Origin of the sequence: Corynebacterium sp. HMSC034A01 (assembly GCF_001838175.1) — a bacterium.
Classification (GTDB): Bacteria; Actinomycetota; Actinomycetes; order Mycobacteriales; family Mycobacteriaceae; genus Corynebacterium.
Map to the genome: position 1 here is coordinate 18,742 of NZ_KV835974.1, position 26,766 is coordinate 45,507.

A 26,766-nucleotide genomic window follows, 5' to 3' on the forward strand; every position below is an offset into this window, starting at 1 on the left:
CACTTTACAGCCCTAGTAGGGTGTCGAAATTATGCAGTCGATGATGCGCGTGATCCGCAGTGCCTCCGCCCTCTGGCCGTTTTATATCGCCGTGGTGGCGGTCTCCACGCTGGTGGCTGGTCTGGGTTTGGTCACCCCGTTTTTGTTGCGGGAGGCGACGGACACCATCGTGGCCAAGCTTGGCGACGATTCCTTGCCCGACCCCACCCGCACCGTCATCTGGCTCGCGTTCGCACTGTTCGCCGCCGAGGCGCTGGCCTCGGTGCTGCGCAACGTCTCCGGGTACTTGGGCGACGTGATGGTCGCCCGTATCCGCCAGATCCTGTCCACCCGGTATTTTGCCAAGCTGCTGGCGCTGCCGCAGCGCTACTACGACAACCAGGTCACCGGCACGATCATCGCCCGGCTGGACCGCTCGATCGCCAACGTCACGCAGTTCATCCAATCCTTCACCAACAACTTTTTGCCCATGCTGATGCAGGTGGTGGCGATTTTGGGCATCACCGCCTACTACTACTACTACTACTGGCCGCTGACCGTGCTGCTGGCCCTGTTGTTCCCGCTCTACACCTGGCTCACCGCGCTGACGTCGAAGCGCTGGCAGGTGTTTGAGAAGGAGAAAAACGCCAACATCGACGAGGGCAACGGCCGCTTCGCCGAGGTCGTGGGCCAGGTGAAGGTGACGAAGTCCTACGGCGCGGAGGTGCGCGAGCTGGAGAAGTTCGGCCGCCACTACACCAACACCGTGGACATCACCCGCCCCCAGTCGCGCTGGTGGCACTCCATGGACACGCTGCGCGGCGTGGCTATGAACCTGATCTTTTTGGGCATCTACCTGATCCTGTTCACCCGCACCCTGAACGGGCACTTCACTGTCGGCGAGATGGTCATGCTCATCCAGATGGTCACCATGGCGCGCCAGCCGGTGACGATGATGAGCTGGATCGTGGATTCCGCCCAGCGCGCCATCGCCGGCTCGCGCGACTACTTCAAGGTGATGGACGAGCCGGTCGAGCCGACAGCGAACCGCCAGCTCGTGGCGGCGACGCAGGCGTCGGGCATGCCGGAGGTCGTCGCAAAGCAGCAGGCTCCGCTGCAGGTGCGCGAGCCGGTCATCGCGTTCGAGGACGTCACCTTCGAATACATCGAGGGCGAGCCTGTGCTGCACGACGTCAACTTCGCCGCCCACGAAGGCGAAACCGTCGCCCTTGTCGGCGAATCCGGCGGCGGCAAATCCACCATTGTGAACCTGCTTTTGGGGCTGTACCCCATCACCCGCGGCCGGCTGCGCGTGTGCGGCGAGGAGCTGTCCGAGCTGGACGTGGAGAAGCTGCGCGCCACCACCGGCGTGGTGTTCCAGGAGGCTGCACTATTTTCCGGGTCAGTGTTTGAGAACATCGCCTACGGCAAGCCGGACGCCACGCTGGAGGAAGTCGTGGAGGTGGCGAAGCGGGCGAACGCGCACGAGTTCATCATGAAGTTCGCCGACGGCTACGACACCGTCATCGGTGAGCGCGGCCTGCGCCTTTCCGGCGGGCAGCGCCAGCGCGTGGCCGTGGCGCGCGCCATGCTCAAGGACGCGCCGATCCTGATCCTGGACGAGGCCACCTCCGCCCTGGACACCAAGGCCGAGCGCGCCGTGCAGGCCGGCCTGGACCAGCTCATGGAAGGCCGCACCACCATCATGATCGCGCACCGGCTTTCCACCATCGCGGGGGTGGACACGATCATCACACTTCGCGACGGCCACGTCGACGAGATCGGCTCACCTTCCGAGCTGGCGGTTTCCGGCGGCATCTACTCCGAGCTTTTGCGCCTGACGGCGTCGTCGTCCGCCGCGGACCGGGAGCGGCTCAAGGCGTTCGGGTTCCACGTCGACGGCGCGGACGACGAGAACGAGGACGGGGAGGACGGCGCGGATGCGGCGCAGTAACCCCCACCCCGCGCCCCACGCACCTCTCGCGCCAAATCCAGCTAGTAAGACCCAGCTATTCGCGTTTTTTCGGCGGATAACGGGGTCCTACTAGCTGGATCTATGGAAGCTACAGGCGTGGTGCGATGCTTTGGTCAACCCACTCGTCAATATCGTCGCGGAGCGCCCGCGCTGTACCGAAAGGGTATGCCTTCCACGGCTACGTTCGTCCATGCCTCCCAACCTAGCGTGCGCGAGCGGCGCGCTGATCTACGCCGCCCGCGTTTTTATTCAGCGCGACGAGGCCCCGATGGCGGCGCTCAGCCTAGCGCTAGTGGCACTCACCACATCCTCCTTGGCCCCGCCGTTCGCGTGGGCGTGGATGCTGCCGGGCGTGTTCATCATCGGCGAGTTCGCGTGGCGCCACCGCGAGGTTGCCGCACTGCTCACCATGCTCACCTACCTGGGCCTTTCCACCGTGTTCGTGCCGCACTCGCAGTTTAAAAACATGGACACAATCGCCGGGCGCGACCGGGTGCTCAGCGACTGGGTCATGTCGTCCGTGGTGTGGTGGACGCTGCTCACCGCCGCGGTGTTCGCCGCGTGGGCGCTGACCCAACGCAGAGAAGATGATGGCTACCGTAGGCCCCATGCAATTCCCCGATCTAACTACCCTGCAAGCCCGCGGCACCAGGAAGTGGACGCAGTTCAACCCTGACGTGTTGCCGCTGTTTATCGCGGAGAGCGATTTTCCCACCGCGCCCGCTGTGAAGCAGGCGATCGTGGACGCCGCCGAGCGCGAGATGTTCGGCTACACCCCCGCCCCGCACGCGCACCGGCTCGGCGAGGCCGTGTCCGACTTCTACGCGGACCGTTACGGCTGGCGTCCGGACGCGGAGAAGATCTTCCCGGTCGCGGACGTGGTGCGCGGCGTGATGTTGGCTATCCAGTACTTCACAAAGGGCGATGTGGTGGTCCCGGTCCCCGCCTACTTCCCCTTCCTCGATGTCGCGGAGGTCGCAGGCCGGGGGCGTATCGACGTCAGCTCCGCCGGCGGCCTCGATCTGGCGGAAGTGGAGACCGCATTCCAAAACGGCGCGGGCAGCATCATCGTGACCAACCCGTTCAACCCGGGCGGCTACGTGTTCTCCGAGGAACAGCTCGACGAGGTCTGCGCGCTGGCCCGCAAGTACGGCGCCCGGGTGATCGTGGACGAGATCCACGCCCCGCTGGTCTACGACGGCGCCCACGTCTGCGCCGCGGCGAACAACCCGGACGTGTGCATCACGGTCACGGCGACGTCCAAGGCGTGGAACGTCGCGGGGCTCAAGTGCGCGCAGATGATCTTCTCCAACGACGAGGATGTGCAGACCTGGAACGCGATGTCGGGCGTGGCCAAGGACGGCGTGGGCACCCTGGGCATTATCGCGGCGGAGGCCTGCTACGACCACGGCCGCGAGTTCCTGGACGAGGAGATCGCGCAGCTCAAGGCCAACCGCGACTGGCTGGTGGAAAACCTGCCGCAGGCGGTGCCGGGCATCGAGATCGAGGTGCCGGCGGCGACCTACCTGATGTTTTTGAACTTCAAGGACACCAAGCTTGCCGACGAAAAACCCGCCGCGTGGCTGCGCCGCCACGCCAAGGTGGCCATGAACGAGGGAATGGACTTCGGCCCCGGCGGCGAGCACCGCGCAAGGCTGAACTTCGCCACCAGCCCAGAGATCCTGGAGGAGGCGGTGCGGCGGATTGGCGGAGCCGTCGCAAAGCTTTAGCATTTCACCTCATGGAACCTTGTTCCCATCTAGCGGTCGGGTGGTCTACACTCTAGAGAACTCCAACCCAACTAGAGAGGAACGACCATGGGTTCCACAGTGGTGTCACAGCCCGACGGCGGTTCGAAGCGCTCCACCAGCGCGATCATCGTCACCGGGCTCGCGCTGTTTTCGATGTTCTTCGGCGCGGGCAACCTCATCTTCCCGCCCATGCTGGCCGTGGAAGCCGGCGACAACTTCTGGCCGGCGCTGATCGGCTTCCTCACCACCGCTTCCCTCCTGCCGGTGCTGGCCGTGATCGCCATTGCGCTGTCCGGCTCGAACCTGCGCGACCTGGCGCAGCGCGCCGGCTCCATCTTCGGTGTGGTCTTCCCGGTGCTGGCGTATTTGTCCATCGGCGCGTTCTACGCCCTGCCGCGCACCGGCGCCGTCTCGTTTGAAACGGCGATCACCCCGCTGTTCGGCCTCGAATCCTTTGCCTCGTCCGCCGTGTTCAACGTGGCGTTCTTCGGCATCGCGCTGGCGCTGTCCTGGAACCCCACCACCATCATGGAGAAGCTGGGCAAGTTCCTCACCCCGGCGCTTCTGGTGCTGCTGGTTGTGATGATCTCCGTGGCCGCGTTCCGCTGGTCCGCCGAGCCGGTCACCCCGAGCGAGCCGTACGACGACGGCCCGCTGACCGCCGGCCTGCTCGAGGGCTACCTCACCATGGACTCCATCGCCGCCCTGGCGTTTTCCATCGTGGTCATCTCCACCCTGCGCCACCGCGGCTTCAGCGAGGGCAAGGAGCTTGTCAACGGCACCATCGCCGCAGGTGTCGGCGCAGGCATTATGCTGGGCCTGGTCTACATCGGCCTGGGGCTGATCGGCCGCGTCATGCCGAACGCCGGCGAGTTCGACAACGGCGCGGGACTGTTGGCGGAGGCCGCGAACCTGACCATGGGCGGCGCCGGCCAGGCCGTGTTCTCCGCCATCGTGCTGCTGGCCTGCCTGACCACCGCGGTGGGCCTGATCACCGCAACCGGCGAGTACTTCTCCGAGCAGTTCCCCGGCTCCTACCACGTCTGGGCCGTCATCTTTGCCGTGGCCTCCATGATCATTGCCACCCAGGGCCTGGAGTTCGTCATGGCGATCGCCGCGCCGGTAATCGGCTTCCTCTACCCGCCGGCGATCACCCTGATCGCACTGACCCTCATTGAGCCGGCGTTCCGTGCCCGCACCCGCTTCAGCTGGGCGTTCTTCCTGCCGCTGTGGACGGCCGTGGTGTGGTCCGCCATCGAGACGTTCATTTCCCTGGAGTGGGGCGCAGACGCCCTGAGCCCGATCGTTGCGTGGGCGCCGCTGTTCGACGCTGGCCTTGGCTGGGTTGTCCCGGTTGTCACCACGTTTGTCATCGGCCTGGTCGTGGACTTTGTCCGTCCCAAGCCCGCCATGATCCCGGGCACGATGGAGTCCGTCGAGGGCGAGGACCTGTCTGCGGAGGGCGACGCGGTCCCCGTTCTGCAAGCAAAGGACTAGTACGGTGGGGCGCATGAACGCCCCACTTTCTCTTATCGATTTCTGCACCCGCTACCCCGGCGAATCCGTCGGTGAGGCGACGCAGCGATCCGTGGCCTTCGCCCAGCAGGCGGAGGCCTTAGGTTATTCGCGCATCTGGTACGCCGAGCACCACAACATGTCCAGCATCGTCTCCTCGTCGCCGGCGGTGCTGATCAGCCACATCGGCGCGAAGACCAGCCGCATCCGGTTGGGCGCCGGCGGCGTGATGCTGCCGAACCACTCCCCGTACGTCATCGCCGAGCAGTTCGGCATGCTGGAGGAGCTCTACCCCGGCCGCATCGACCTGGGGTTGGGCCGGGCGCCCGGCACCGACCAGCAGACCCTGGGCCGGGCGCTGCGCCGCGACCCGCGCGCCGCGGAGAACTTCCCGCAGGACGTCCAGGAGCTGCAGGCCTGGCTGTCCAACCAGTCGCCGCTGCCGGGCGTGACCGCCATGCCGGGTTTTAACACCAACGTGCCGCTGATCATTTTGGGCTCGTCCATGTTCGGCGCCTCTCTGGCCGCGCAGCTGGGGCTGCCGTACGCGTTCGCCTCCCACTTCGCCCCGCAGCATTTGGAGCAGGCCACCGCCTACTACCGCGACAACTACCAGCCGTCCGAGCGCCACCCGGAGCCGTACTGCATCGCGGCGGTCAACGTCACCGCCGCCGACAGCGAGGAGGATGCGAAGCGCCAGACGAAGGTGGTGCACAGAAACCGCGTGCGCGCGTTTATGGGGCGCCAGGGCAAGCAGCTTTCCGACGACCAGCTGGACACCGTGGTCAACTCCTACCAGGGCCGCCAGATCATCGACATGCTGCGCTACACCGCCGAGGGCACCGGCGAACAGGTCGCCGAGTACTTGGAGGCGTTCCGCAAGACTGCCCAGGCGGACGAGCTAATGATCTCGCTGCAGGCCGGCAGCCACGATGAGGTGAGCCGGTCCATGGAAATCCTTGCCCAAGCCTGGGGCTAAAGCGGGACACATCTCCAACTAATAGGACTTATGCGCTGGCTGGTTTAGTATCGGGTGTCGTTACATTCCCGGTTGTCTAAGACAAGGACGTGATCCCGCACATGGCGCAACTGCCCACCGGCCCGCTTCGTCGCCCGCAGCAGCACGAAGAGATCGCGGACTACCTGCGCGATGAGATCTTCGCGGGCCACATCCCGGCCGGCGAGTCGCTGCCCAGCGAGGTGGAGCTGTGCGAGCAGTTCAACACTTCCCGCGGGCCGGTGCGCCAAGCCGTGGCCACGCTACGCGCCGAGGGGCTGCTCTCCTCCGGCCGCGGCCGCCGCTCCCTGGTGCTGTCGAACACCCGCACCGAAACGTTCGAGGAGATTTTGTCCAACACCTCCTGGATTTTCCGCATGGGCAAAGACCCCAGCGAGGAAATGGAAAAGTTCGGCATGGACACCGCCGACGAGGAGCTGGCGGAGTACATGCGCATCAACCCGGGCGACGAGGTCTTTGTTGTCCGGCGCGTGCGCAGCGCCGACGGCGAGCCGGTGGTGATGGAGCGGATGGCGTTTCTGCCGTCGCTGGCGCAGATCATCGAAACCGTGGACACCTCCGAGCAGTCCATCCACCGCGAGCTCATCCGTGCCGGCGCGGACTTCAACAACATCTCGCGCGCATTCACCATCGAACAGGCGGACGCCGACATCGCCTCCAAGTTGGGCATCGCCGAGAACGCGCCGGTGCTGCGCGTGAAGATCAAGGCGCTGACCCACAACGGCGAGGTGCTCGAGGTAGCCGAGCACATCTTCCGCGTGGACAAGCTGTCCTTCGGTCTGAACAACGTGCGCGGGCACTCTTCCCCGCTGTGGTTCCAGGCGGAATCCGAGATCCGCTAACCTCACTTCACATGCATGCAAGGACTCTGGCGGCCGCGGCCGCCTTGGCCCTCCCCGTGTCCTTCGCGGCCGCGTGCGGCGAGGCCGCGCCGCGCGACAACGTGGTCGTGGCGGCCTCCGCGGCACCCGCCGGGTTGGACTTCACCACCACCGGCGGCGCGGCCGCGCCCCAGGCTCTCGTGGGTAACGTCTACGAAACGCTCGTGCGTATCGACGCCTCCGGCACCCCCGTGCCCCACCTCGCCGAGCACGTCGAGCGGGGCGGCGGCACCTTCACGTTCCACTTGCGCGACGGCGTGACCTTTGCCGACGGCACACCGTTTACCGCCGACGACGCCGCGTTTTCCATCCACTACGTCCAACACGAGTGGACCAACGGGCTGAAAGCCCAGATGGACCCGGTCACACACGTCGAGGTGGTGGACGAGCGCACCCTGCGCGTGACCGTCGAGGGCGGGACCGCTGCCGAGGACGCGTGGCTGTGGTCCATGGGCACGCTGACGGGGGCGATGATGACACCGGCAGGCGTCGATAGGCTGGCAACCGCTCCCCTGGGCACCGGGCCGTACACCGTGGCCCGCTTCGACGTCGGCGAGGCCATCGAGTTCGACGCGCGCGAGGACTACTGGGGCGGCGACGTCGCGCGCAACGCGGCGATCCGCTACTTCGACGACCCAGTCTCCGCCGTGAACGCCTTGCGCGTGGGTGATGCGGACGTGGTGTGGGGCATGCAGGCCCCGCAGCTCATTGACACGCTGCCGGAGGACATCCGCGTCGAGGTGGGCACCACCAACGGTGAGGTGCTGCTTTCCATGAACAACACCCGCGCGCCTTTCGACGACCCTAACGTGCGCCGCGCCGTGGCGTATGCGGTGGACCGGGCGGCGGTCAACGAGGTGGTCTACAACGGCCTGGCTACCGACACCGGCGGCGCGCCCGTGCCGCCGACGGACCCCTGGTACCCGGGCCGCGACTTCTACCCCTTCGATCCGGACAAGGCCCGCGAGCTGCTCGCCGGGCGCAGCCCGGAAATCACCATCACCGTGCCCAACCGGCCCTATGCGCAGGAAGCCAGCGAGCTGATTTACTCGCAGCTTCGCGACGTCGGCTTCCGCGTGCGCCTGGAAACCGTCGAATTCCCCGCGGTCTGGCTCAACCAGGTGCTCAAGGGCCACGACTACCAGGCCTCGCTGGTGGCCCACGTGGAGCCGCGCGACGTGCCCATGCTCTTCGGCGACCCGGAGTACTACCTGGGCTACGACAACGCGGTGGTGCGCGAGCGCATCGCCGCCGGCGACATGGCCGGCGCGGTGGAGCAGATCATGGACGACGCCGCGGCGCTGACCCTGGCCAACGCCCCGAACATCGTGCTCTACGCCCCGGGTGTCTCAGGCTTGAACCCGAACGTGGTCACCGACTCGCTGCCGTTGAACGAGGTGGAGAAATGATCCGCACCGCGGCCAAACACATCCTGCGCTTCGTGCTTTTGCTCGCCGCGGCGAGCGTGGTCATCTTCACCCTGCTGCGCGCTGTGCCCGGCGACCCGGCGCGCGTGGCGCTGGGGGTCTCGGCCACCGAGGAGGCCGTCGCGGAGCTGTCGGCGCGCCTCGGGCTGGATCAGCCGCTGCCGGTGCAGTACGTCGACTGGGTTGCAGGGCTGCTCACCGGAGACTTCGGCATCTCCATGTCGTCCGGCAAAGACATCACCGACACGGTGATCGAGCGCGCCGGGGTCTCGCTCACACTGACACTTGCGGCGATGGCGGTCTCGCTGGCCGTTGCGGTGCCGGTGGGCGTCTACCTGGCGCGGCGCACCCACTCCCCCGACGGCGCGGTCGTCGGCGCGCTGTCGCAGGTGGGCATCATCGTGCCGTCGTTTCTGGTCGGCATCGCCTTAGTCGCCCTGTTTTCGGTGCGCCTGGGCTGGCTGCCGGCCAACGGCTGGGGCACGCCGGCGCATGCGGTGCTGCCGGTGGCCTCGCTCGCGCTCGTGCAGGCCTCGATTCTCACGCGCTACGTCGCTGCCGCGGTGCGCGAGGAGATGGGCAAAGATTATGTGAGGACGGGCAGGGCCCTTGGTGCGTCGATAGGCAATGTGCTGTTCACCTCGGCACTTCGAAACGCCGCGCTGCCGGTGATCACGGTCGTCGGTGTGCAGCTGGCGTCGCTGGTGGTCGGCGCTGTGGTGATCGAGCGGGTGTTCACCATCCCGGGTTTGGGCACCATGCTTCTCGACGCCGTGGGCAACCGCGACCTAGCCACCGTACAAACGGTGATGATGGTCATCGTGGCGTTCACCCTGGTGGTGAACCTGATCGTGGACCTGACCTATGCGGTGGTGGACCCGCGGATTCGGAGGCAGGCATGAGCTGGCAGCGCAAAGTCGGCGCGGTGATCGTCGCACTGGTGGCCGTCGCGGCGCTTCTGTCGCTGGCGTGGACGCCGTACGACCCGCTGCAGACCGAAGTCGCCGCGCGGTTGCAGGGCACCTCCGCGGCGCACTGGATGGGCACCGACCAGTTCGGCCGCGACATTCTCTCGCGCGTGATGGACGGCGCGCGGCTGACGCTGACCGTGGCCGTGGGCGCCGTCGGGCTGTCCGGACTTATCGGCGTGCCGCTGGGGATCTGGGCCGGCATGCGGCGCGGCGCGTCACGGTTTGTCATGGCCGGCGCCGACCTGCTGCTCGCCTTCCCGGCGCTGCTGCTGGCCATCGTGTTCACCGCCGTGTTCGGCGCCTCCATCTGGATTGTGGTGCTGGCCATCGGCATCGCCGGCATCCCCGCCTTCGTGCGCGTGGCGCGCGCAGGCACGATGCAGGTCATGCAGCACGACTACATCCTGGCGGCGCGCATCGCCAAGGTCTCAGGTCCCGCGATCGCGTGGCGGCACGTGCTGCCGAACATCTGGACGCTCGTGCTCACCCAGGTCTCCGTCGCGGTCGCGCTGGCCATCTTGGCGGAAGCCGGACTGTCGTTTCTGGGGCTCGGCGCCCCCGCGCCCTACGCTTCCTGGGGGCGCATGCTGCAAGCCTCCCAGCCGTATCTGGCCACCTCCCCGCACCTGGCGCTGTGGCCGGGTGCGGCCATCGCGCTGACCGTGCTGGGCTTCAACCTTCTGGGGCACGCTGATGATCGACGTTAATCACCTTTCCATCCCCGGCATCCTGGACGACATCACGTTTTCTGTCGCGCCGGGCGAGCGCGTGGGCATCATCGGCGAGTCCGGCTCCGGCAAGTCCGTCACCGCGCTGTCCATCATGGGACTGAGCGACCTGCCGGCAGAGGGGTCCATCACCGTCGACGGCACCGAGATGGTGGGCACCCCGGACCGCGTGCGCCGGCGTGTGCGCGGCAGGAACGTCGCGATGGTGTTCCAGGAGCCGATGACGGCGCTGGACCCGCTGAAGAAAATCGGCGCACTGGTCTCCCGCGACCTTCTGCGCGAGGTCGGCGTGGACCGGCCCGACGCCTACCCGCACGAGCTGTCCGGCGGGCAGCGCCAACGCGTGCTCATCGCACTCGCCCTGTCGCAGAACCCGGACGTGCTGATTTGCGACGAGCCCACCACCGCACTCGATGCCATCGTGCAGGCGGAGATCCTGGAGCTCTTGGACCGCCTCGTGCGCGAGCGCGGCATGGCACTGTTGTTCATCTCCCACGACCTCGCCGTGGTGCGCCGCATGACCGACCGGGTGCTCGTGTTCAAGGGCGGGCGCATGATGGCGCCGAACTCCGACTACGCCAAGGCACTGGCCGCCGCTGCCGTGGCCGGCCCGCCCGCCGAGCCCGTCCCGCTCGGCGAGCCGGTGGTCACCCTGGACGGGGTCTCCCTGCGCCGCGGGCACACCCTGGCCGTCGACAACGTGGACCTGACCGTGCGCGCCGGCGAGCGCCTCGCCATCGTCGGCGGGTCCGGCTCCGGCAAAACGTCGCTTTTGCACCTCATCGCGGGCCTGCGCGAGCCGAGCGCCGGCACCGTCAACGTTGCGGGCGACGTGCAGATGGTCTTCCAGGACCCGTACTCGTCGCTGGATCCGCGGATGTCCGTGAGGGCGTCGATACGCGAGGCAGGCGTGGATGCCGCCCGCGCCGACGACGTGCTCGCGCGCGTGGGGTTGGAGGGCACAGGCGACCGCACACCGAGGCAGTTCTCGGGCGGGCAGCGCCAGCGCATCTCGATTGCGCGCGCCGCGGCCCCACGCCCGAGCATTTTGCTTGCCGACGAACCCGTCTCCGCGCTCGACGCCACCATCCAGGACCAGGTGCTGGACCTGCTGCGCGATACCGTCGGCACGCACACGCTGATTTTTGTCACCCACGACCTGACAGTCGCGCGCGAGCTGTGCCCCACCGTGGCGGTGATGCGGCACGGGCGCATCGTGGAGCACGGTGCCACCGAACAGGTCTGGGCGGCACCAAAACACCCGTACACGCGCGAGTTGCTCGACGCTGTGCTGTAGATTGTCGCCCATGAGTATGTGCGTCGTCGGATCCATCAACGCCGACCTGACCGTCAACGTGGAGCGCCACCCCACCCCGGGCGAAACCCTGCTGGGCTCGGGCGGCGGGATCACCGCCGGCGGCAAGGGCGCGAACCAGGCCGTCGCCGCGGCGAAGCTGGGCACCCCTGTCGTGCTCGTCGGCGCGACCGGCACCGACGCCAACGCCGAGCCCGCCACCGCAATCCTGCGCGAGGCCGGGGTGGACATGCGCCACGTCGAGGAAGTCGAGGAGGTCACCGGCCTGGCCGTGATCACCGTCGCAGCCAACGGCGAGAACACGGTGCTGGTGGTGCCCGGTGCGAATGCGCTGGTGGGCGCGGAATTCGTGGACAGGCACGTGGAAGCCGTTCAGACCGCGGAGCTTGTGCTGCTGCAGGGCGAGATCCCCGCCGACGGGTTCGCCCGCGCCGTGGAGTTGGCGCGCGGGCGCGTGGTGGTCAACCTCGCCCCCGTCGTCGACGTGCCGCGTAAGTCCTTGATTGCCGCCGATCCGCTCATGGCCAACGAGCACGAAGCCGGCCTGATCTTGGAGCAGCTCGGTCTCGACGGCGCGGGCACCCCGGAAGAACTCGCCCGCCGCCTGTTGGACGCCGGGTTCGCCTCCGTGGTGCTCACGCTCGGCTCCGCGGGCGCGCTGGTCGCCACGCCTCAGGAACTGACCCACATCGACTCGCCCACGGTGGAGGCGGTGGACACCGTCGGCGCCGGCGACTCGTTCGCGGGCGCGTTCTGCCACCGCCTCCTCGACGGCGACAGCATGGTCGACGCCGCGGCGTTCGCGTGCCGCGTCGGCGCGTTCTCGGTCACCCGGCCCGGCGCGCAGCCGTCCTACCCGTCCGTGGGCGACGAACTGCCCGAAATTTAACCCCCTAACATCACTGGAGAATCACAGATGGCCCCCGGAAAGAGCGGCGACCGGAGGTCGTCGACAAGCTCAAAGCTGCCCATGCGTGTACATCGCGCCTCAGGCCTGTACCCGGACGACATGCACCCCGGCCTCGTGCCCGGCATCAGCGTCGAAGAATCGCGCCACAGTTTCGGAGTAGACAAGGTCGTCTTCGGCGTCACGGCCGCGGCGATCGTGGCGTTTGTCGCCTGGGGTGTGACGGCCCCCGACCAAGTCGCCGCCGTCTCCTCCGACGCGCTGTCCTGGGGGCTTCGCAACTTCGGCTGGCTGTTCAACATCGTCCTCGTCGCCTGTGTGGTCATCATGGCGGTGCTGGCCTTTTCCCGCTTCGGCAACATCACGCTGGGCAAAGACGACGAAGAACCCGAGTACTCGTTCTTCTCGTGGGTGGCCATGATGTTCGCCGCCGGCATCGGCGTGGGAATCTTCTTCTTCGGCCCCTCCGAGCCGCTGACCATGTACCTCGACCCGCCGCCGCTGACAGTCGAAGGCGGCACCGAGGAAGCGCTGCACCAAGCGATCGCCCAAGCCAACTTCCACTGGGGGATCTCCCCGTGGGCGCTCTACGCGCTCGTCGGGGGCGCCATGGCGTACTCCTGCTACCGGCGCGGCCGCCCCACCCTCATGTCGTCGCTGTTCACGCCGGTGTTTAAGCGCTCCGGCCCGTTCGGCAAAGTCATCGACATCCTCGCAATCGTTGCCACCCTGTTCGGCACCGCCGCCACCCTGGGCATCTCCACCCTCCAAATCGGCGACGGCATCGCCATCATGCGCAGCGGCGAGGCGGCGCCGATGGGCGTACTGCTGATCGTGATGGGCGTGCTCACCGCAGGCTTTGTCATCTCCGCCGTCTCCGGCGTGGGCAAGGGCATCCGCATCCTGTCCAACATCAACATCTCGCTGACCTCCCTGGCGATCCTGTTCATCTTCGTCACCGGGCCGACGCTGTTCCTGATCAACCTGCTGCCGTCCGGGACGCTGACCTACGCCGACCGCTTCTTCGATATGGCGTCGCGCTCGCTGTCTTGGGGCGAAGACACCCTCGAGTTCCAGTCGATCTGGACAGCCTTTTACTGGGCGTGGTGGATCGCCTGGGCGCCGTTCGTGGGCATGTTCATCGCACGCATCTCCCGCGGCCGCACGCTGCGGCAGTTCGCGGTGGTGACCACCCTCGTCCCCACCGCCGTGCTGATCTGCGCGTTCACGATCTTCGGCGGCACCGCGATCACGTTTTCCCGCGAAGGCAGGGAAGGCTTCGACGGCAGCGCCACCCCGCAGCAGGTGCTGTTCAACATGTTCGGCGAGATGCCGCTGGCCGATATCACCCCGTACATCCTCATCGCCATCCTGTCGGTGTTCTTCATCACCTCAGCCGACTCCGCCTCCGTGATCATGGGCTCCATGTCCTCCAAGGGCGACCCCGCGCCCAACAAGCTCGTGGTGGTGTTCTGGGGCTTGGCCATGATGGGCATCGCCGTGGTCATGCTGCTCACCGGCGGCGAGGACGCCCTGTCCGGGCTGCAGTCGCTGACCATTGTGGCCGCGATGCCGTTTTCCGTGGTGATCCTGCTGCTGATGTACTCGTTTATCAAAGATCTATCCACGGACCCGATGGCCATCCGCACGTCCTACGCGCGCAACGCCGTGAAGTCCGCGGTGATGCGCGGCATCGAGGAGTACGGCGACGATTTCGAAATCACCGTCGAGGCCTCCGCCGTGGGCCAGGGCGCCGGCGCCGAGTTTGACTCCACGTCCGACGAGTACACCGACTGGTACCGCCGCACCGACGAGCAGGGCACGCCTGTGGGCTACGACTACGAAACGGGCGAGTGGTCCGACGGCTACACCGCCGAAGAAGGCGAAGAGAAGGACGACCGCTAGCTACACCCCCGCCATGTCCAGCAGGCGCCCCAGCACCGCCTCGCCGTGGCGGCGCAGCCCGTCGTGCTGGAACTGGTCCGTTGCAAACACCTGCGCGCCGATGGCTGAGGCGGTCTCGAGCGACAGCTCGCGCGGGACGAAGATGTCGTCGGTGTAGACCGCCGCGTACGCGTCGTAGCCGCTGCCCAACCCCGCGTACAGGTTGGACCAGTCGTCCTTTTCCGCCAGCTCGTGGGCGACCTGTGTGAACGGGCGCAGCGCCGGGTCTTCGTCGAATTGGAACGGGAAGATGTGCTCGCCGGTGAGGTAGAACTCCGCATCGTCCGGGTGTGCGTCCGGTGCAAAGCCCTCGAGCTCGGCGGAAACCCTCTCGGCCGCCCAGTTGGTCGCACCCGGCACCGTTCCGCCGTAGATGGTTTCGTGCACCGCGGCGTACAGCGGGCCTTTGGCAAAACTGACGCGCTCGCCCACCTCCGCCAGAAAATCGGTACGCAGGCGCCCGTTTGGGTGAAACGGCGCCTCAAACAGCCGCGCCAGCGACTCGAAGCCGCCCTCGCGCCCCAGCTCAATGCCTAAGGTGCGCAGCCGCCGTGCGCTCAGGCGCTCCCCCGTCGGCAGCAGTTCTTCTTCCCCCTCGAGGTGGCGGCACACCTCGCGCACCATCGCCTCGGCGGCCGGGTAAGCCTCGTTGAACTGCAGGTGGCGGCGCTTCAGCTTCGCAAACGTCGCCCGGTACACCTCGTCTGCGCCCTTGCTTATCGACGGCACACCTCCGGTAAACAACGCCCTCCCCACACCCTCCGGGTGCGCGGCCAGGTAGTGCATGAGGCAGAACCCGCCGAAGGACTGTCCCAGCACGTCCCACTGCTTCAGCCCCATCTCCTCGCGCAGCGCTTCGGCGTCGGCAACGATCTCGTCGGCGCGCAGTTGCGTGAGCACTTTAGCGTCGATAAGCGAAGGTGTCGCCGCGTCGATCCGGGTGGAGCGGCCGGTGCCGCGCTGGTCCAACAGCACCACCTGGTAGCCGCGGGACAGCGCGTGGGTGATCCACGCGAAGCGCTGGCGCGGCGCCGGAAAACCCGGCCCGCCCTGCAAGTACAGCAGCGCCGGCGCGTGCGGATCGCCGAGAACGCGGGCGAAGACGGTGAACCCGCCGCGGGTGATTTCGATCTCGCGCATCAGTCCAGCCTTTCGAACAGGCCGCGGGCAACCTCCGCGCCGCGGGCCCAGATGCCGTCGTGGAACCACTCGGAATGCGTCCACACCTGCAAGTTCGGGGTTTTGCGGGCGGACTGGATGGTCAGCTCGTACGGGATGAACACGTCACGCTCGTACAGGATCGCCGCCGCCGGAACCTGGTTTGCGGAGGTATCCTGCGCCTGCGCCTTGAGGTCGGTGCGCTGGTGCACCGCATCCACCGCGCCGTAGAACGGACGCAATGCCGGGTCTTCTTCGAAGTGGGTGCGGAAGAAGTGGTTGCCAAGCAGGGGCAGGTCGGCGAACTCCTCGCGCCAGATCCGGTCCGCGGACCAGTTCACTGCGTGGCCGGGACGTGCCATCACGGTTTCGTGGATCACGGCCCACAGCGGCATGGTCTCCAGCGAGATGATGCTGCCGAGCTGTGCGAGGAAGTCCCCGCGCAGGCGCTTCTCTCCGCCGCGGGTGGTAAACGGCGCCTCGAACAGGTTGGCCAGCTGGGCAAAGTCGTCCTCCTCACCCAGCAACACGCCAGCCATCTTCATCCGTGTTGCGGACAGACGCTCCCCGGTGGGCATGCGCTCGTCGTGGTTGTCCAAGTGGTCGGCGACCTCCTCGACCCTGCCCTTGATCCAGGGGATCGCGCGGAACAGCTCCTGCTGCCTCTGCGCGAGCAGCTGAAAGGTGAGGCGGTTGAACGCGTCGACGTCCATCTCCGGCTCCGGCACCGCGCCCGCCAAATGCACGCGCCGCAGGCCTTCCGGGAAGTAGGACAGGTATGCGCCCGCGCACGCCGCGCCAAAGGAGTTGCCCAGCAGGTCCCATTCCTCGAGCCCCAGATGTTGGCGCATCGCCTCAGCGTCCGCGGCCACGTCCGGCGGGCGCAGGTGCGCGAGCATGTCCGCGGTGATGCGCTCTGGCGTGGTGCGGTCGATCTTGTGGGAGCGGCCCGTGCCGCGCTCGTCCATCAAAAACACGCGGTAGCGCTTCAGCGCCTCCGGGATCCAGTCCATCAACATCCGGGGGCCGGGCTTGCCGGGCCCGCCCTGGAAGTAGGCGATGGCGGGCAGGGAGTCGTCGACAGAAAGCTCACGGCAGAAGACGCTGATGGTGCCTAACGACGCATCCTCGCGGCTGACCGGCACCTCAATCTCGTGCTCCCGCACCGCGACATCCGGCAAGAAGACAGTGGAGCCCATGGGATACCCTCCAGATATGAAAGTGCGTTCTTACCAGGACATCGGACACGACTTCCTCGTCCCGGAATCGTTCAGTGCAACGATGCTACCGGAGTGGCGGTTGGCGTCCTTTTCTCTGGTGCTGCCCATCCCCGAAGCCGCGAGCCTGACTCGCGACGGCGCACCGTTCGACCTCGGTACCCGCGGCTGGGCTTACGGCCGCGACAAGGGCCTGCGCACCATTGAAAACCCCATGTGGGACCATTCGCGCGGCGTGTTCCGCAAGCCCGACGAGCGCGAGGGCTACTACGGCGACATCATCGTCGAAGGCGGCAGGCCCTACTACAACGACGCACGCAACCGGTTTTTGGAGCCGGTGCACGACGCCGTGGGCGCGTGTTCGGTGGACGCGGACGTGAAACGCACCGCGGACACCCGCCCGCACGCGAACCGGGAGGTGTTCGACCACTCGGAGCTGGATGAGGTGGTGGAGGCCAACCGGAGGCGTCGGCAAGCAAACGCCCCCGCCGCGGAAGAGACGGGCCTGGCTGATGCGGGCTGGGACCCCGCGATCGCCGCGCACCACCTCGTCTTCGACGAAGTGCCCAACGAAACCGCCTTCGAGCTGGTCAACTACGACCACCAAGTCGCGTGGGAGGACCAGGTGCGCGGCACGCGCGGCAGCCACGGCACCGCCACGCTGCGGCTGCTGTCGGCGGAGGTGCTGCAGTTCCACGACCTGCGCCTGACCAACCTGGCTACGAAAGTGCCGGAGCCGGCGCACGTGGTCAGCGACTTTTTGGTGCTCAACGTGGTGGCCGAAAACATCTCCTCGGCCACATTGGGTTTCTTAAGCGCCGCGCTGACCAAGCCGCGCAACTCGGTGCAGTTCTACGACCGCGCCGGCGACTACGACTACAGCCCGCCGCAGCTGTACGCCCTGACCAAGTTCGTGAACATCGCCGTGGGCGAAATCGACGCTGCCCTGGGCCGCGAGACCTCCATGAAGCTCTCCACCAGCGGCGGGCTCGTGGCCACCTGCAAAGGCGAATGCTCCAGCACGTTCACGCTGCCCGCCCCGCAACGCGTGGCGGTGGCGATCCCCAACCCAGCGCGACCGGAGTCGGTGCTGGACACCCTAAGCGAGGGCAACAACGGCTCGGTGCCAAAGCGTATCGACGCTCCGTTGGTGCTCGACGACCCGGAAAGCACCTGGAAATGGCACGAGCAATGGGCCTGGCAGATCCTCACCGGGGCGGACTCCTACCCCGAGCAGGTGCCGCTGCAAACGCCCGAGGCCCTAAGCGGGTTCGTGGCGGCGAAGCTGTCATCCTGGACCGTGATGACCTCCGAGGCCGGCGTGGGCATGGTGCGCAGCAAGTCCGCCAGCCGCGAAGGGATGCGCTACTGGTCGCTCGCCAACACCCGGTTCGTGGACCTGGTGATGCTGCAGATGCGCGCCCAGGCGGGCGAGACGCACCTGCGCAAGTCCCTGAAGATCATCGGCGACTCCGCGGCGCACACCAGCCGTGCCGACGGCGCCGCCGGGTCGGAGCAGGTGCAGCGCAAGGCACTCCAAGCGGACCTGGAGCGCCTGGAGAAGCTGCAGCTCGACCACATTGAGATCCGCGACAAGCTGTGGTTTCGGCGCGTGCCGGGCCGCGACATCGACACCCGCGTGCTCAAGGGCCTGCAGCGCGCCACCGGCTTCGACCAGCTACGCGACGACTTCGACACCAAGGTCAAATCCCGCCAAGGCGTGATCCGCACCCAGTTTGAGCAGGTCACCGGCGAAATCGCCGAGGCGGAAGCGAAGCGCTCCGAAGCGATGAACCTGATTCTGGGCTTCGTCGCCGCGGCCATCGGTGCCCCGGACTGGGCCCAGGCCGCCGGCTGGGAGGGCCTGTGGGGCAACCTGGCCATGGGGCTGATCATCTTCGTGCTGATGTTCGCCCTGGTGTGGGCCCTGCAGGCGGTGTTCAGGACCGCCAACAAGCAGGGCCGCCATCTCCGCTTCGTGGAGGAGTAGCTACTCCTCGCCGTCGGTGGACAGCGCCGCCACGAACGCCTCCTGCGGCACGGTGACGGAACCGATGTTCTTCATGCGCTTCTTACCGGCCTTCTGCTTCTCCAGCAGCTTGCGCTTGCGGGAGATGTCGCCGCCGTAGCACTTGGACAGCACGTCCTTGCGCAGCGCGCGGATGTTCTCGCGGGCGATGATCTTCGAGCCGATGGCGGCCTGGACCGGGACCTCGAACTGCTGGCGCGGGATGAGCTCCTTGAGCTTTTTGGTCATCTTGTTGCCGTACCACTGCGCGGAATCCTTGTGCACGATGGCGGAAAACGCGTCCACCGGCTCGCCCTGCAGCAGGATGTCCACCTTGACCAGGTCCGCGAGCTGTTCGCCGGCCTCTTCGTAGTTCAGCGAGGCGTAGCCCTTGGTGCGGGACTTCAGCATGTCGAAGAAGTCGAAGATGATCTCGCCGAGCGGCATGATGTAGCGCAGCTCCACGCGGTCCTCGGAGAGGTACTCCATGTTCTTCATCTGGCCGCGCTTGGACTGGCACAGCTCCATCGTGGAGCCCACGAACTCCTGGGGCACGATGATGGTCATGTTCACGATCGGCTCGTGGACCTCGGGGATTTTGCCGCTGGGCCAGTCCGACGGGTTGTGCACGAGCTGCTCAGTGCCGTCCTCGGACACCACGCGGTAGGTCACGCTCGGCGCGGTGGAGATCAGGTCCAAGTCGAACTCGCGCTCCAGGCGGGTGCGGGTGATCTCCATGTGCAACAGGCCCAAGAAGCCGCAACGGAAGCCGAAGCCCAGCGCGACGGAGGTTTCCGGCTCCCAGGTCAAGGAAGCGTCGTTAAGCTGCAGCTTCTCCAAGCTCTCGCGCAGCGTGGGGAAGTCTTCCTGGCTCACCGGGAACAGGCCCGAGTACACCATGGGCTTGACCTCTTCGAAACCCTCCAGCGGCTCCTCCGCGCCCTTGGAAGCCCAGGTGACAGTGTCGCCGACGCGGGTGTCGCGCACGTCCTTCACGCCGGTAATCAGGTAGCCCACCTCGCCGGGGCCTAAGCCCTTCGTCTTCTTCATGGTGGGCGAGACGACGCCGATCTCGAGGATCTCGAGCGTCTTGCCGGTGTTCATCATCTGCACCTTCTGGTTCGGCTCGAGCTTGCCGTCCATCATGCGGATGTAGGTGACCACGCCGCGGTAGGTGTCGTACACCGAGTCGAAGATCAACGCACGTGCAGGGGCATCCGCGCCGTGCTCAGACTCCGGAGCCGGGATCAGGTCCACCACGCGGTCGAGCAGCTCCGGCACGCCCTCGCCCGTCTTGCCGGAGACACGCAGCACGTCCTCCGGCTCGCAGCCGATGATGTTGGCGATCTCCAGGGCGTACTTCTCCGGGTCCGCCGCCGGCAGGTCGATCTTGTTCAGCACCGGGATGATCTCGAGGTCGTTGTCGATGGCCATGTAGAGGTTGGCCAGGGTTTGCGCCTCGATGCCCTGGGCTGCGTCGACAAGCAAAATTGCCCCCTCGCACGCGTCCAGGCTGCGGGCGACCTCATAGGAGAAGTCGACGTGGCCCGGTGTGTCGATCATCTGCAGCACCATCTGCTCGCCGACGTGATCACCCGTCGAAGGCACCCACGGCAGGCGCACGTTTTGCGCCTTGATGGTGATGCCGCGTTCGCGCTCGATGTCCATGTTGTCGAGGTACTGGTCGCGCATCTCGCGCTCGCCGACAACGTTGGACAGCTGCAAAATGCGGTCTGCCAGCGTGGACTTGCCGTGGTCGATGTGCGCGATGATGCAGAAGTTGCGGATCCGGGCGGGGTCCGTGAACGTTTCCTCTGCAAAATTCTTCGATTTGGCGGCCATAGTTGCCACATCCTACTTTGCGCACCCCGCGCTACGGTATGCACCATGCCTTACCACCGTTTAGGACTCGTTGCCCGCCACCGCCCCGCCGCATGGTGGCGGGCGCTGATAGAGCTCGTGGTGCTGGTCGCGCTCGTCGCTGTGTTGGCGGTGGCGTCGGTGATCGCCTTCGGGGTGGCCGCGGGGCTATCGGGCCGCGACTTCGACATGCTCGTGGAGGGCTCCGCGGACCCGCTCAGCCCGCTAATCCAGGTACTGATTATCGCGGCGATCCTGCCGGCGCCGTTTCTCGCCGCGCGCATCGCCGGCCGGCGCCCGTCGGCGCTGTTCAGCACCGCACTTGGAATGCGGTGGGGTGTGCTCGGGCGCGCGCTGTTAGTCGTCGGCGCGGTCTACGGGGCGCAAGTGCTTATCGACGTCCTCCGGGGCGCCCCCGCCGATGCCACCGTCAACCCGTTCCGGCTGAAACTCATCGCGGCGCTGCTCATCGCCGTACCGCTGCAATCCGCGGCCGAAGAATTCCTCTTCCGCGGCGCCCTGCCGCAGATTCTGGGCCAGTGGCGGGCACCTGCCTGGCTGGCCTATCTGCTGCCGGGCATCGCGTTTGTGGCGGGGCACGCCTACAACTGGGTCGGGCTAGTCGACATCGCGATTTTCGCCGTGTGCACCGCGGTGCTGACGTGGCGCACCGGCGGGCTCGAGGCTTCGGTTGCGCTGCACGCGGTGAGCAACACGATCTTCTTCAGCTACGGGGCGCTGGACATGGTGGACCCGAACGCCACGGACATCGGTTGGCAGCAAATGCTCGGCGCGTCGCTGATGACCGTCGCGTGCACCCTCCTGCTGCTGTGGGCGTTGCGCGATGTTGACGGGATTTCAACAGATCAGCAGAAACATCTTGTCCCAGCAGGCGAGACGGCTTAAGGTTGCAGATAACTGCAACCTGGAGGTGCCAACGTGGCGTTCGAGCGATTTAAGCGCAAAAGTGCGCGACCGCGCACGGCATCGCTCGACCAAGGCCTGGCACTGCTGCACGACCGGGTGACCAACCAGATTGAGATCCGGCGCAAACGCGCCTCACGCGTGGACGTGCGACCCACCGGCTCGGTGCCCCGCAACGTGTACTACGCCCCTGACATGGACGGCGGCGCCGAACCCGGCGAGGTGGTGTGGGTGACGGTGCCGTCGCACCCGCCGAAGGAGCGCTCCATGCTGGTGGTGGGCCGCGAGCACAGCGACATCCTCGGCCTGCTCATCTCCCCGGAAGAAGACCACGCGGAGGACGACCGCTGGTTTGAAATCGGCCCCGGCGACTGGGACTCCTCCGGCCAACCCTGCTGGGTACGCTTGGACAAAACGCTGGTGGTCCCGGAGGCCGACGTGCACCGCCGCGGCACGACCGTGCCGCAGCGCCGCTTCGAGCGCGTGGCAAAAACGCTGCGCGAGCGCTTCCAGTGGCTGTAACGGCGGTTTGTGCCGGTAAAGACGGGCTGTTATCCTGCTCAAGTTGACCGTTTCCGGCCACGTTTGGGTGTGTGCTGCTACGCGGGCAGGACCTTGGGTTCGCGTTCATAGCCAAAGCAGCACACGTGACACCCAGGCTGGGGCGACGACATCCACGTTCGATTGAGAAACCAAGAGGTATTTCATAATGGCTAACATCAAGCAGCAGAAGAAGCGCGTTCTCACCAACGAGAAGCGTCGCCAGCGCAACAAGTCCGTCCGCTCCGCCACCCGCACGGAGATCCGCAAGTTCCGCGAGGCTGTGGAGTCCGGCGACAAGGCTGCCGCTGAGGCGCAGCTGCGCGTGGCTTCCCGCAAGCTGGACAAGGCTGTGACCAAGGGCGTGTTCCACCGCAACTCCGCGGCGAACAAGAAGTCCAACATGGCTCGCGCCCTGAACAAGATGGACTAATTCCATCGTGTTTCGCCCCGTGCATAGGTGCACGGGGCGTTTCGTGTGTCAAGACCCCTTTGAAGAGAAAAGAATCAATGCTGTGAAACACTCCCGCCGCGCGCTCGCAGCTGCGCTTGCCACTTCCCTGTCTCTGTCGTTGCCGGCTCCGGCCGAGGCGCAGCAGCTGAGCTCCTCGCCCGATTTCGAGGCGCTGCTGGCCCGCTACGCCCCAGGTGTGGACCCGGAGCAGGTGCGCGCGCTCGGAGTGCTGTTGGCGCTGCTGGCCAGCGTCGCCATCGCGATTCCGATGGTCAAGTCGGGCAACGTCGTCTCCCCCGACCGCGAGCACACCCACTCGTTGAAGGTGGACGGGCGCAGCCGCACGTACGACGTGGTGCTGCCTCGCGGCTTCTCCCCGGAGAAGTCCTACCCGGTGGTGCTCGGCTTCGGCGGTTGGCAGCACACGTCGCGGCAGATGCACGACTACGCCCGTTTGGAGAGCCAGTTCCCGGACGCGATCGTGATCTACGGCCAGGGCGTACGCGATGCGTGGGGAGGGGCGCCGTACGCATCCACCAGCGTCGATGAGGATGTCGCGTACACAAAGGCCGTGCTTGACGACGTCGCTTCGCGCTACAACGCCGACACCTCCCGCACCGTCGCGGTGGGCCTGTCCAACGGCGGCGGCATGGTCGCCGCGCTGGCGTGCCACGCCCCGGAAACAGTGCGCGGTGTTGCGTCGGTGGCGGGCGCGTTCTACTCCCCCACCGTCACCGGCTGCACTTCCGGCGAGGTGCCCACGATGATCATGCACGGCACCAACGACGACGTGGTGGGCTACAACGGCGGCACCCGCCACGGCGCGTCTTTCCAGTCCGTAGATACTGTGGCGCGCACCTTCGCCCGCAAGAACGACTGCTACCTTTTGACCACGCAGTCCCGTTCCGCCGGGGTGACCACCTTCGACTTCGTCGGTTGCGCTGAGCCCGTGCGCATTGAGCGCGTCGAAGGCGGCGGACACACCTGGTTCACCTCGCCTGACGCGACGCGCCAGACGGCGCAGTTCTTGCGCCAGTACCTCTAGAACACGCTGACAAGCCCGCGGGCGATGAGCACAACGCCGACCACCATGAAAAACGCGCCCGCGACGATGTCGATGTAGGGCCCGGCGCGCAGGAACTTCCGGCGCACGCGCTCGGCGGAGGTGACCTGCGCGATCACTCCGAACAGGGCGAACGAGCTGAGCCAGAGCGCGGCGATGACAATCACCGCGGTGGCCAGCGAGGGGGTCGCGGGCAAAAGCGGCGCGATCATCGCGGTGAGCGCGACCACGATTTTGGGGTTGGCCAGGTTGGTCATGACGCCACGTCGATAGGCAGCCTGCACCGATCCCAACCTCTGGACCGCTTCGTCCAGGTCCGCGGGCGGGTCGTGCCTGTCGCGCAGACCGCCGCGGAGGTTGTGCTGGCCCATCCAGATCAGCGCCGCGCCGCCTATCACCTGAATGGCCGCCACTGCCTGCGGCACAGCGTGCAGTAGCGCGGCCGCGCCAAAAACGGTGAGCGTGAACCACAGCGCGGCGCCGGTGTGAATACCCAGGTTGGTCGCCCAAGCGTGCCTGCGCGAACGGGTGGCTGTGCGCATGAGCAGCACCATGTCCGGGCCCGGGGCGGCAGCCCCGACCAGGTTGAGCCCGACGATGACCGCGAGGTCGCCCGGCGCGATCATGCCAGCTCCGCAATGCGGCGCACCGCGTTCTCGAGGGCGAACTCCGGGTCGCCGCCCTGGCCCTTCACCTCGGCGTCCAGGTCCGAGACAATGATCACGGCATGCGAGACCGCGTCCCCGCTCCACTGGCGTGCGACCTGCATGGTCTTCTTCGCCACGTACGGGTGCATGCCGACGGTGCGCGCCAGCTGGTCCGGGTTGCCACGCACGCCGTGCAGCTTCGCGATGTCGCCGACCTTGCGCGCAAGCGCCGCCGCGATGGACACCGGGCTGGTGCCCAGCTGCAGCGCGCGGCGCGTCGACGCAAGTGCCCGGTCCGCGCGGCCCGCCACCGCCTGGTCCGCGATGTCGAAGCCGGCGACCTCCGCCACGCCCACGTAGTAGGCGCGCACGGCCTCGACGGTGAGCTCGCCCTCGGTGTCGCTGACCAGCTGGCTGACGGCCGAGGCAAGCTCGCGCAGGTCCGAGCCGACCGATTCCAGCACCGCCGCGGCCACGTCCGGGGTGGGGCGCACGCCGTGGCTGCGGAATTCCTCCATGAGCCACGAGCGGCGTTCGTTGTCCTTCAGCGGATCGGCCTTGTGCACCTCGGCGACCTTGGCGAACTTCTTCACCATCGCCTTTTGACGCCCGCCGCCGGTGTGCTCGATGATCAGCGTGATGCCCGGCGCCGGGTTCACGCAGGCCTGCAGCAAGATTTCGGTGGGTTCCTTGCCGGCGAGCTCGGCGTGCTTGACCACCACGACGCGGTCCTCCGCGAACAGTGACGGGCTGGTCGCCATCGCGATCTCGCCTTCAGAGACATCGCCGGCGCGCAGGGTGGTCACCTCCACGCCCTCGCCGGCTTGGGCGACGATGGCTTTGGTTGCGCGCTCTGCGAGGAAATCGTCCTCGCCGAGCACCAGGTGCACGGGGTTGAGCATGCGGGCCATCTTACGTCCCGTCGTTGGGGAAGATGACGGAGATCCCCTCGCGCGTGACCACCGGGCGGCTGCGCGGCGAGCCGCCCTCCAACACAACGACGAGCTGCGCCCACTCCGGCACCGGTTCGACGTCCTCGATGGTCTCGACGACGTGGGCGCGAAGCCCCGTCGGGTCGACGGGTTTGGGCTCGCCCGGCGCGACGAACAGCACTAGGCACACAGCGGTGGCGCACACCGTGGCGCGGGGGCGGCCCGCCAGAAACCCGGCGAGCACCCACCCGTAGACCACCAGTGCCGTCAAGGGGGTGGCCGACACCGTGGCGCTGGGCAGCCCCGCGCCGATTTTCGCCACCGTGTGCACCCACCACGCCAGCGGCTCGACGCACCACAGCACCGGCACCTCCAGCCCGCCGGGCACAAGCGACGCGACCGCCGCGATGAGTCCCAGTACTGTCACCGGCCCCACCACCGGTGCGACCAGCACGTTGGCGCCGACAGAGACCAGCGAGACCTTCCCCGCCATCATCGCCACGATCGGCATGGTGGCCAGGTCCGCCGCCACCGCCACGGCTAGGGCGCGAACGAGGATGTCCGGCCAGCCGGTCACCGCCAGTGCGCGGTACAACAGCGGGTAGAGCGCCACGATGCCCGCCGTCGCCGCGACCGACAGGGCGAACCCGTAGTGCACCGCGAGATCCGAATCCACCAGCACCAAGCCGATGACGGACAGGCACAGCGCGTGGATGGGCTCGGCCTGCCGGGAGGCGAGCACCGCGACCAGCCCCACCAGGCCGGACACCGAGGCGCGCAGCACGCTCGGCTCCGGCCCCACCAGCGCGGCGTAGACTAAAAGCGCGACCGCTGAGGCGGCGATCCTGCCGCGCAGCCCCGCACCAACCGCGGCCGCGGCCACCGTGGCGAAGGTGGCCACAATCGCGATGTTCGCCCCGGACACGGCGGACAAGTGCGACAGCCCGGTGTCGATGTACATCTGTTGTTCGGCTGGCGGTTGCAGGGAGACGTCGCCAAGCACCATGCCCGGAATCAGCCCCCGCGCACCCTCACCCACCTGCGCCTCGACGGCCGCGGCGAAGGTGGAGCGCACGTGGTGCGCGAACGCCGCCAGCCCCTGCGGCGGACCGAGGACCTCAACGTCGCCGTTGAGCACGAAAGGGTTCACGCCCGGCACGCCGGATTCCTTCGACACCCCACGGCCCACCACGTGCGCGCCAGCGATCGCCCCGTCCGGCAGTTCCTCGGCGAACACCGGTGTCGTCGACGGCTGCCCCGGCACACGCACACGCACCAGATAGGCGCCCGACTCGGTCTGCTTCGGGGTACCGCTGATAGTCCCCACGATCTCGGAGGCGCCCGTGCTCGCGCGTTGTCGCACTGCAGCCGTCAACGTGGCCGCCGCACCGAGGCCCGCGGAGAGCACCGCCTGGCCGGACTCGCGCGCGAACAGGCAGGCGGCGGCGAGAACCCCGGCGACGGCACACGCCGCCCACACCCCGAACAGGATGCAGCACGCCGCCGCGGCCCACACCGTCAGCGCAGCCGGCACCAGCCGCAGCTCCGACAC

At 67.2% G+C, this 26,766-nt stretch carries 23 protein-coding genes; 17 read left to right on the plus strand and 6 right to left on the minus strand.

Going from position 1 to position 26,766, the window contains the following annotated elements:
- Positions 1-31 precede the first annotated feature (31 nt).
- The 12 genes from HMPREF2791_RS08760 to HMPREF2791_RS08815 all read left to right on the plus strand — a co-directional run bounded on the left by HMPREF2791_RS08760 (position 32) and on the right by HMPREF2791_RS08815 (position 14,372).
- Complete coding sequence (locus HMPREF2791_RS08760; RefSeq protein WP_070845056.1) at positions 32-1,933, plus strand: ABC transporter ATP-binding protein; 1,902 nt, start codon at positions 32-34, stop codon at positions 1,931-1,933.
- Positions 1,934-2,144: 211 nt separating this feature from the next.
- Positions 2,145-2,630, plus strand: a complete 486-nt coding sequence (locus HMPREF2791_RS08765) for a hypothetical protein (RefSeq protein ID WP_070845057.1) — start codon at positions 2,145-2,147, stop codon at positions 2,628-2,630.
- Complete coding sequence (locus HMPREF2791_RS08770) at positions 2,563-3,684, plus strand: MalY/PatB family protein (RefSeq protein WP_070845058.1); 1,122 nt, start codon at positions 2,563-2,565, stop codon at positions 3,682-3,684. Before HMPREF2791_RS08765 ends, HMPREF2791_RS08770 begins: the two co-directional genes overlap by 68 nt.
- A gap of 87 nt (positions 3,685-3,771) precedes the next feature.
- Positions 3,772-5,202, plus strand: coding sequence for a branched-chain amino acid transport system II carrier protein (gene brnQ / locus HMPREF2791_RS08775; protein WP_070845059.1), 1,431 nt, complete (start codon positions 3,772-3,774; stop codon positions 5,200-5,202).
- Between the two features lie 13 nt (positions 5,203-5,215).
- Positions 5,216-6,199: an LLM class flavin-dependent oxidoreductase gene (locus tag HMPREF2791_RS08780; protein ID WP_070845060.1), complete on the plus strand. Its 984-nt coding sequence runs from the start codon at positions 5,216-5,218 to the stop codon at positions 6,197-6,199.
- Positions 6,200-6,300: 101 nt separating this feature from the next.
- Entirely contained in the window at positions 6,301-7,080 is a 780-nt protein-coding gene (locus HMPREF2791_RS08785; protein WP_070845086.1) for a GntR family transcriptional regulator, read from the plus strand.
- 11 nt (positions 7,081-7,091) lie between these two features.
- Entirely contained in the window at positions 7,092-8,528 is a 1,437-nt protein-coding gene (locus HMPREF2791_RS08790) for an ABC transporter substrate-binding protein (RefSeq protein ID WP_083327954.1), read from the plus strand.
- Positions 8,525-9,448: an ABC transporter permease gene (locus tag HMPREF2791_RS08795; protein WP_070845061.1), complete on the plus strand. Its 924-nt coding sequence runs from the start codon at positions 8,525-8,527 to the stop codon at positions 9,446-9,448. Before HMPREF2791_RS08790 ends, HMPREF2791_RS08795 begins: the two co-directional genes overlap by 4 nt.
- Positions 9,445-10,224, plus strand: coding sequence for an ABC transporter permease (locus HMPREF2791_RS08800; RefSeq protein ID WP_070845062.1), 780 nt, complete (start codon positions 9,445-9,447; stop codon positions 10,222-10,224). The genes HMPREF2791_RS08795 and HMPREF2791_RS08800 overlap by 4 nt, the downstream gene beginning before the upstream one ends.
- On the plus strand, positions 10,211-11,542 hold the full coding sequence (locus tag HMPREF2791_RS08805; RefSeq protein ID WP_070845063.1) for an ATP-binding cassette domain-containing protein: 1,332 nt from the start codon (positions 10,211-10,213) through the stop codon (positions 11,540-11,542). The genes HMPREF2791_RS08800 and HMPREF2791_RS08805 overlap by 14 nt, the downstream gene beginning before the upstream one ends.
- 10 nt (positions 11,543-11,552) lie before the next feature.
- Positions 11,553-12,449, plus strand: coding sequence for a ribokinase (locus HMPREF2791_RS08810; protein ID WP_070845064.1), 897 nt, complete (start codon positions 11,553-11,555; stop codon positions 12,447-12,449).
- 81 nt (positions 12,450-12,530) lie between these two features.
- The gene (locus HMPREF2791_RS08815; RefSeq protein ID WP_070845065.1) at positions 12,531-14,372 is read left to right on the plus strand and encodes a BCCT family transporter; all 1,842 of its coding nucleotides are present in this window, start codon (positions 12,531-12,533) and stop codon (positions 14,370-14,372) included.
- Here the strand turns inward: HMPREF2791_RS08815 and HMPREF2791_RS08820 are convergent, their stop codons facing one another.
- Positions 14,373-15,551, minus strand: a complete 1,179-nt coding sequence (locus HMPREF2791_RS08820) for an alpha/beta fold hydrolase (protein WP_246825492.1) — start codon at positions 15,549-15,551, stop codon at positions 14,373-14,375.
- Complete coding sequence (locus HMPREF2791_RS08825) at positions 15,551-16,768, minus strand: alpha/beta fold hydrolase (protein WP_070845066.1); 1,218 nt, start codon at positions 16,766-16,768, stop codon at positions 15,551-15,553. Before HMPREF2791_RS08825 ends, HMPREF2791_RS08820 begins: the two co-directional genes overlap by 1 nt.
- 16 nt (positions 16,769-16,784) lie before the next feature.
- Here HMPREF2791_RS08825 and HMPREF2791_RS08830 point away from each other — a divergent pair, with 16 nt between their 5' ends.
- Positions 16,785-18,776, plus strand: a complete 1,992-nt coding sequence (locus HMPREF2791_RS08830; RefSeq protein WP_070845067.1) for a hypothetical protein — start codon at positions 16,785-16,787, stop codon at positions 18,774-18,776.
- On the opposite strand, the gene lepA is transcribed toward HMPREF2791_RS08830, so the two are convergent.
- Complete coding sequence (gene lepA, locus HMPREF2791_RS08835; RefSeq protein WP_070845068.1) at positions 18,777-20,636, minus strand: translation elongation factor 4; 1,860 nt, start codon at positions 20,634-20,636, stop codon at positions 18,777-18,779.
- 45 nt (positions 20,637-20,681) lie between these two features.
- On the opposite strand from lepA, the gene HMPREF2791_RS08840 reads away from it, so the two are divergent.
- From HMPREF2791_RS08840 to HMPREF2791_RS08855, 4 genes are all read left to right on the plus strand, one after another.
- Positions 20,682-21,560 carry a CPBP family intramembrane glutamic endopeptidase gene (locus tag HMPREF2791_RS08840; RefSeq protein WP_083290170.1) on the plus strand — a complete coding sequence of 293 codons (879 nt, stop codon included), beginning with the start codon at positions 20,682-20,684 and terminating at the stop codon, positions 21,558-21,560.
- A 33-nt stretch (positions 21,561-21,593) separates the two neighbouring features.
- Positions 21,594-22,100 carry a type II toxin-antitoxin system PemK/MazF family toxin gene (locus HMPREF2791_RS08845; RefSeq protein ID WP_070473674.1) on the plus strand — a complete coding sequence of 169 codons (507 nt, stop codon included), beginning with the start codon at positions 21,594-21,596 and terminating at the stop codon, positions 22,098-22,100.
- Between the two features lie 187 nt (positions 22,101-22,287).
- Complete coding sequence (gene rpsT / locus HMPREF2791_RS08850; protein WP_034998260.1) at positions 22,288-22,551, plus strand: 30S ribosomal protein S20; 264 nt, start codon at positions 22,288-22,290, stop codon at positions 22,549-22,551.
- Between the two features lie 82 nt (positions 22,552-22,633).
- Positions 22,634-23,617, plus strand: coding sequence for a CE1 family esterase (locus HMPREF2791_RS08855; RefSeq protein ID WP_070845069.1), 984 nt, complete (start codon positions 22,634-22,636; stop codon positions 23,615-23,617).
- Here the strand turns inward: HMPREF2791_RS08855 and HMPREF2791_RS08860 are convergent.
- Genes HMPREF2791_RS08860 through HMPREF2791_RS08870 form a run of 3 tightly spaced genes read right to left on the minus strand, consistent with a single transcriptional unit; the run spans position 23,614 to position 26,766 of the window.
- Positions 23,614-24,261: a LysE family translocator gene (locus HMPREF2791_RS08860; protein ID WP_070473678.1), complete on the minus strand. Its 648-nt coding sequence runs from the start codon at positions 24,259-24,261 to the stop codon at positions 23,614-23,616. The genes HMPREF2791_RS08855 and HMPREF2791_RS08860 overlap by 4 nt on opposite strands.
- Positions 24,258-25,193 (minus strand): DNA polymerase III subunit delta, encoded by a 936-nt coding sequence (gene holA / locus HMPREF2791_RS08865; protein ID WP_070473680.1) that lies wholly within the window; start codon positions 25,191-25,193, stop codon positions 24,258-24,260. The genes HMPREF2791_RS08860 and holA overlap by 4 nt, the downstream gene beginning before the upstream one ends.
- Position 25,194: 1 nt before the next feature.
- Positions 25,195-26,766: a ComEC/Rec2 family competence protein gene (locus HMPREF2791_RS08870; protein ID WP_070845070.1), complete on the minus strand. Its 1,572-nt coding sequence runs from the start codon at positions 26,764-26,766 to the stop codon at positions 25,195-25,197.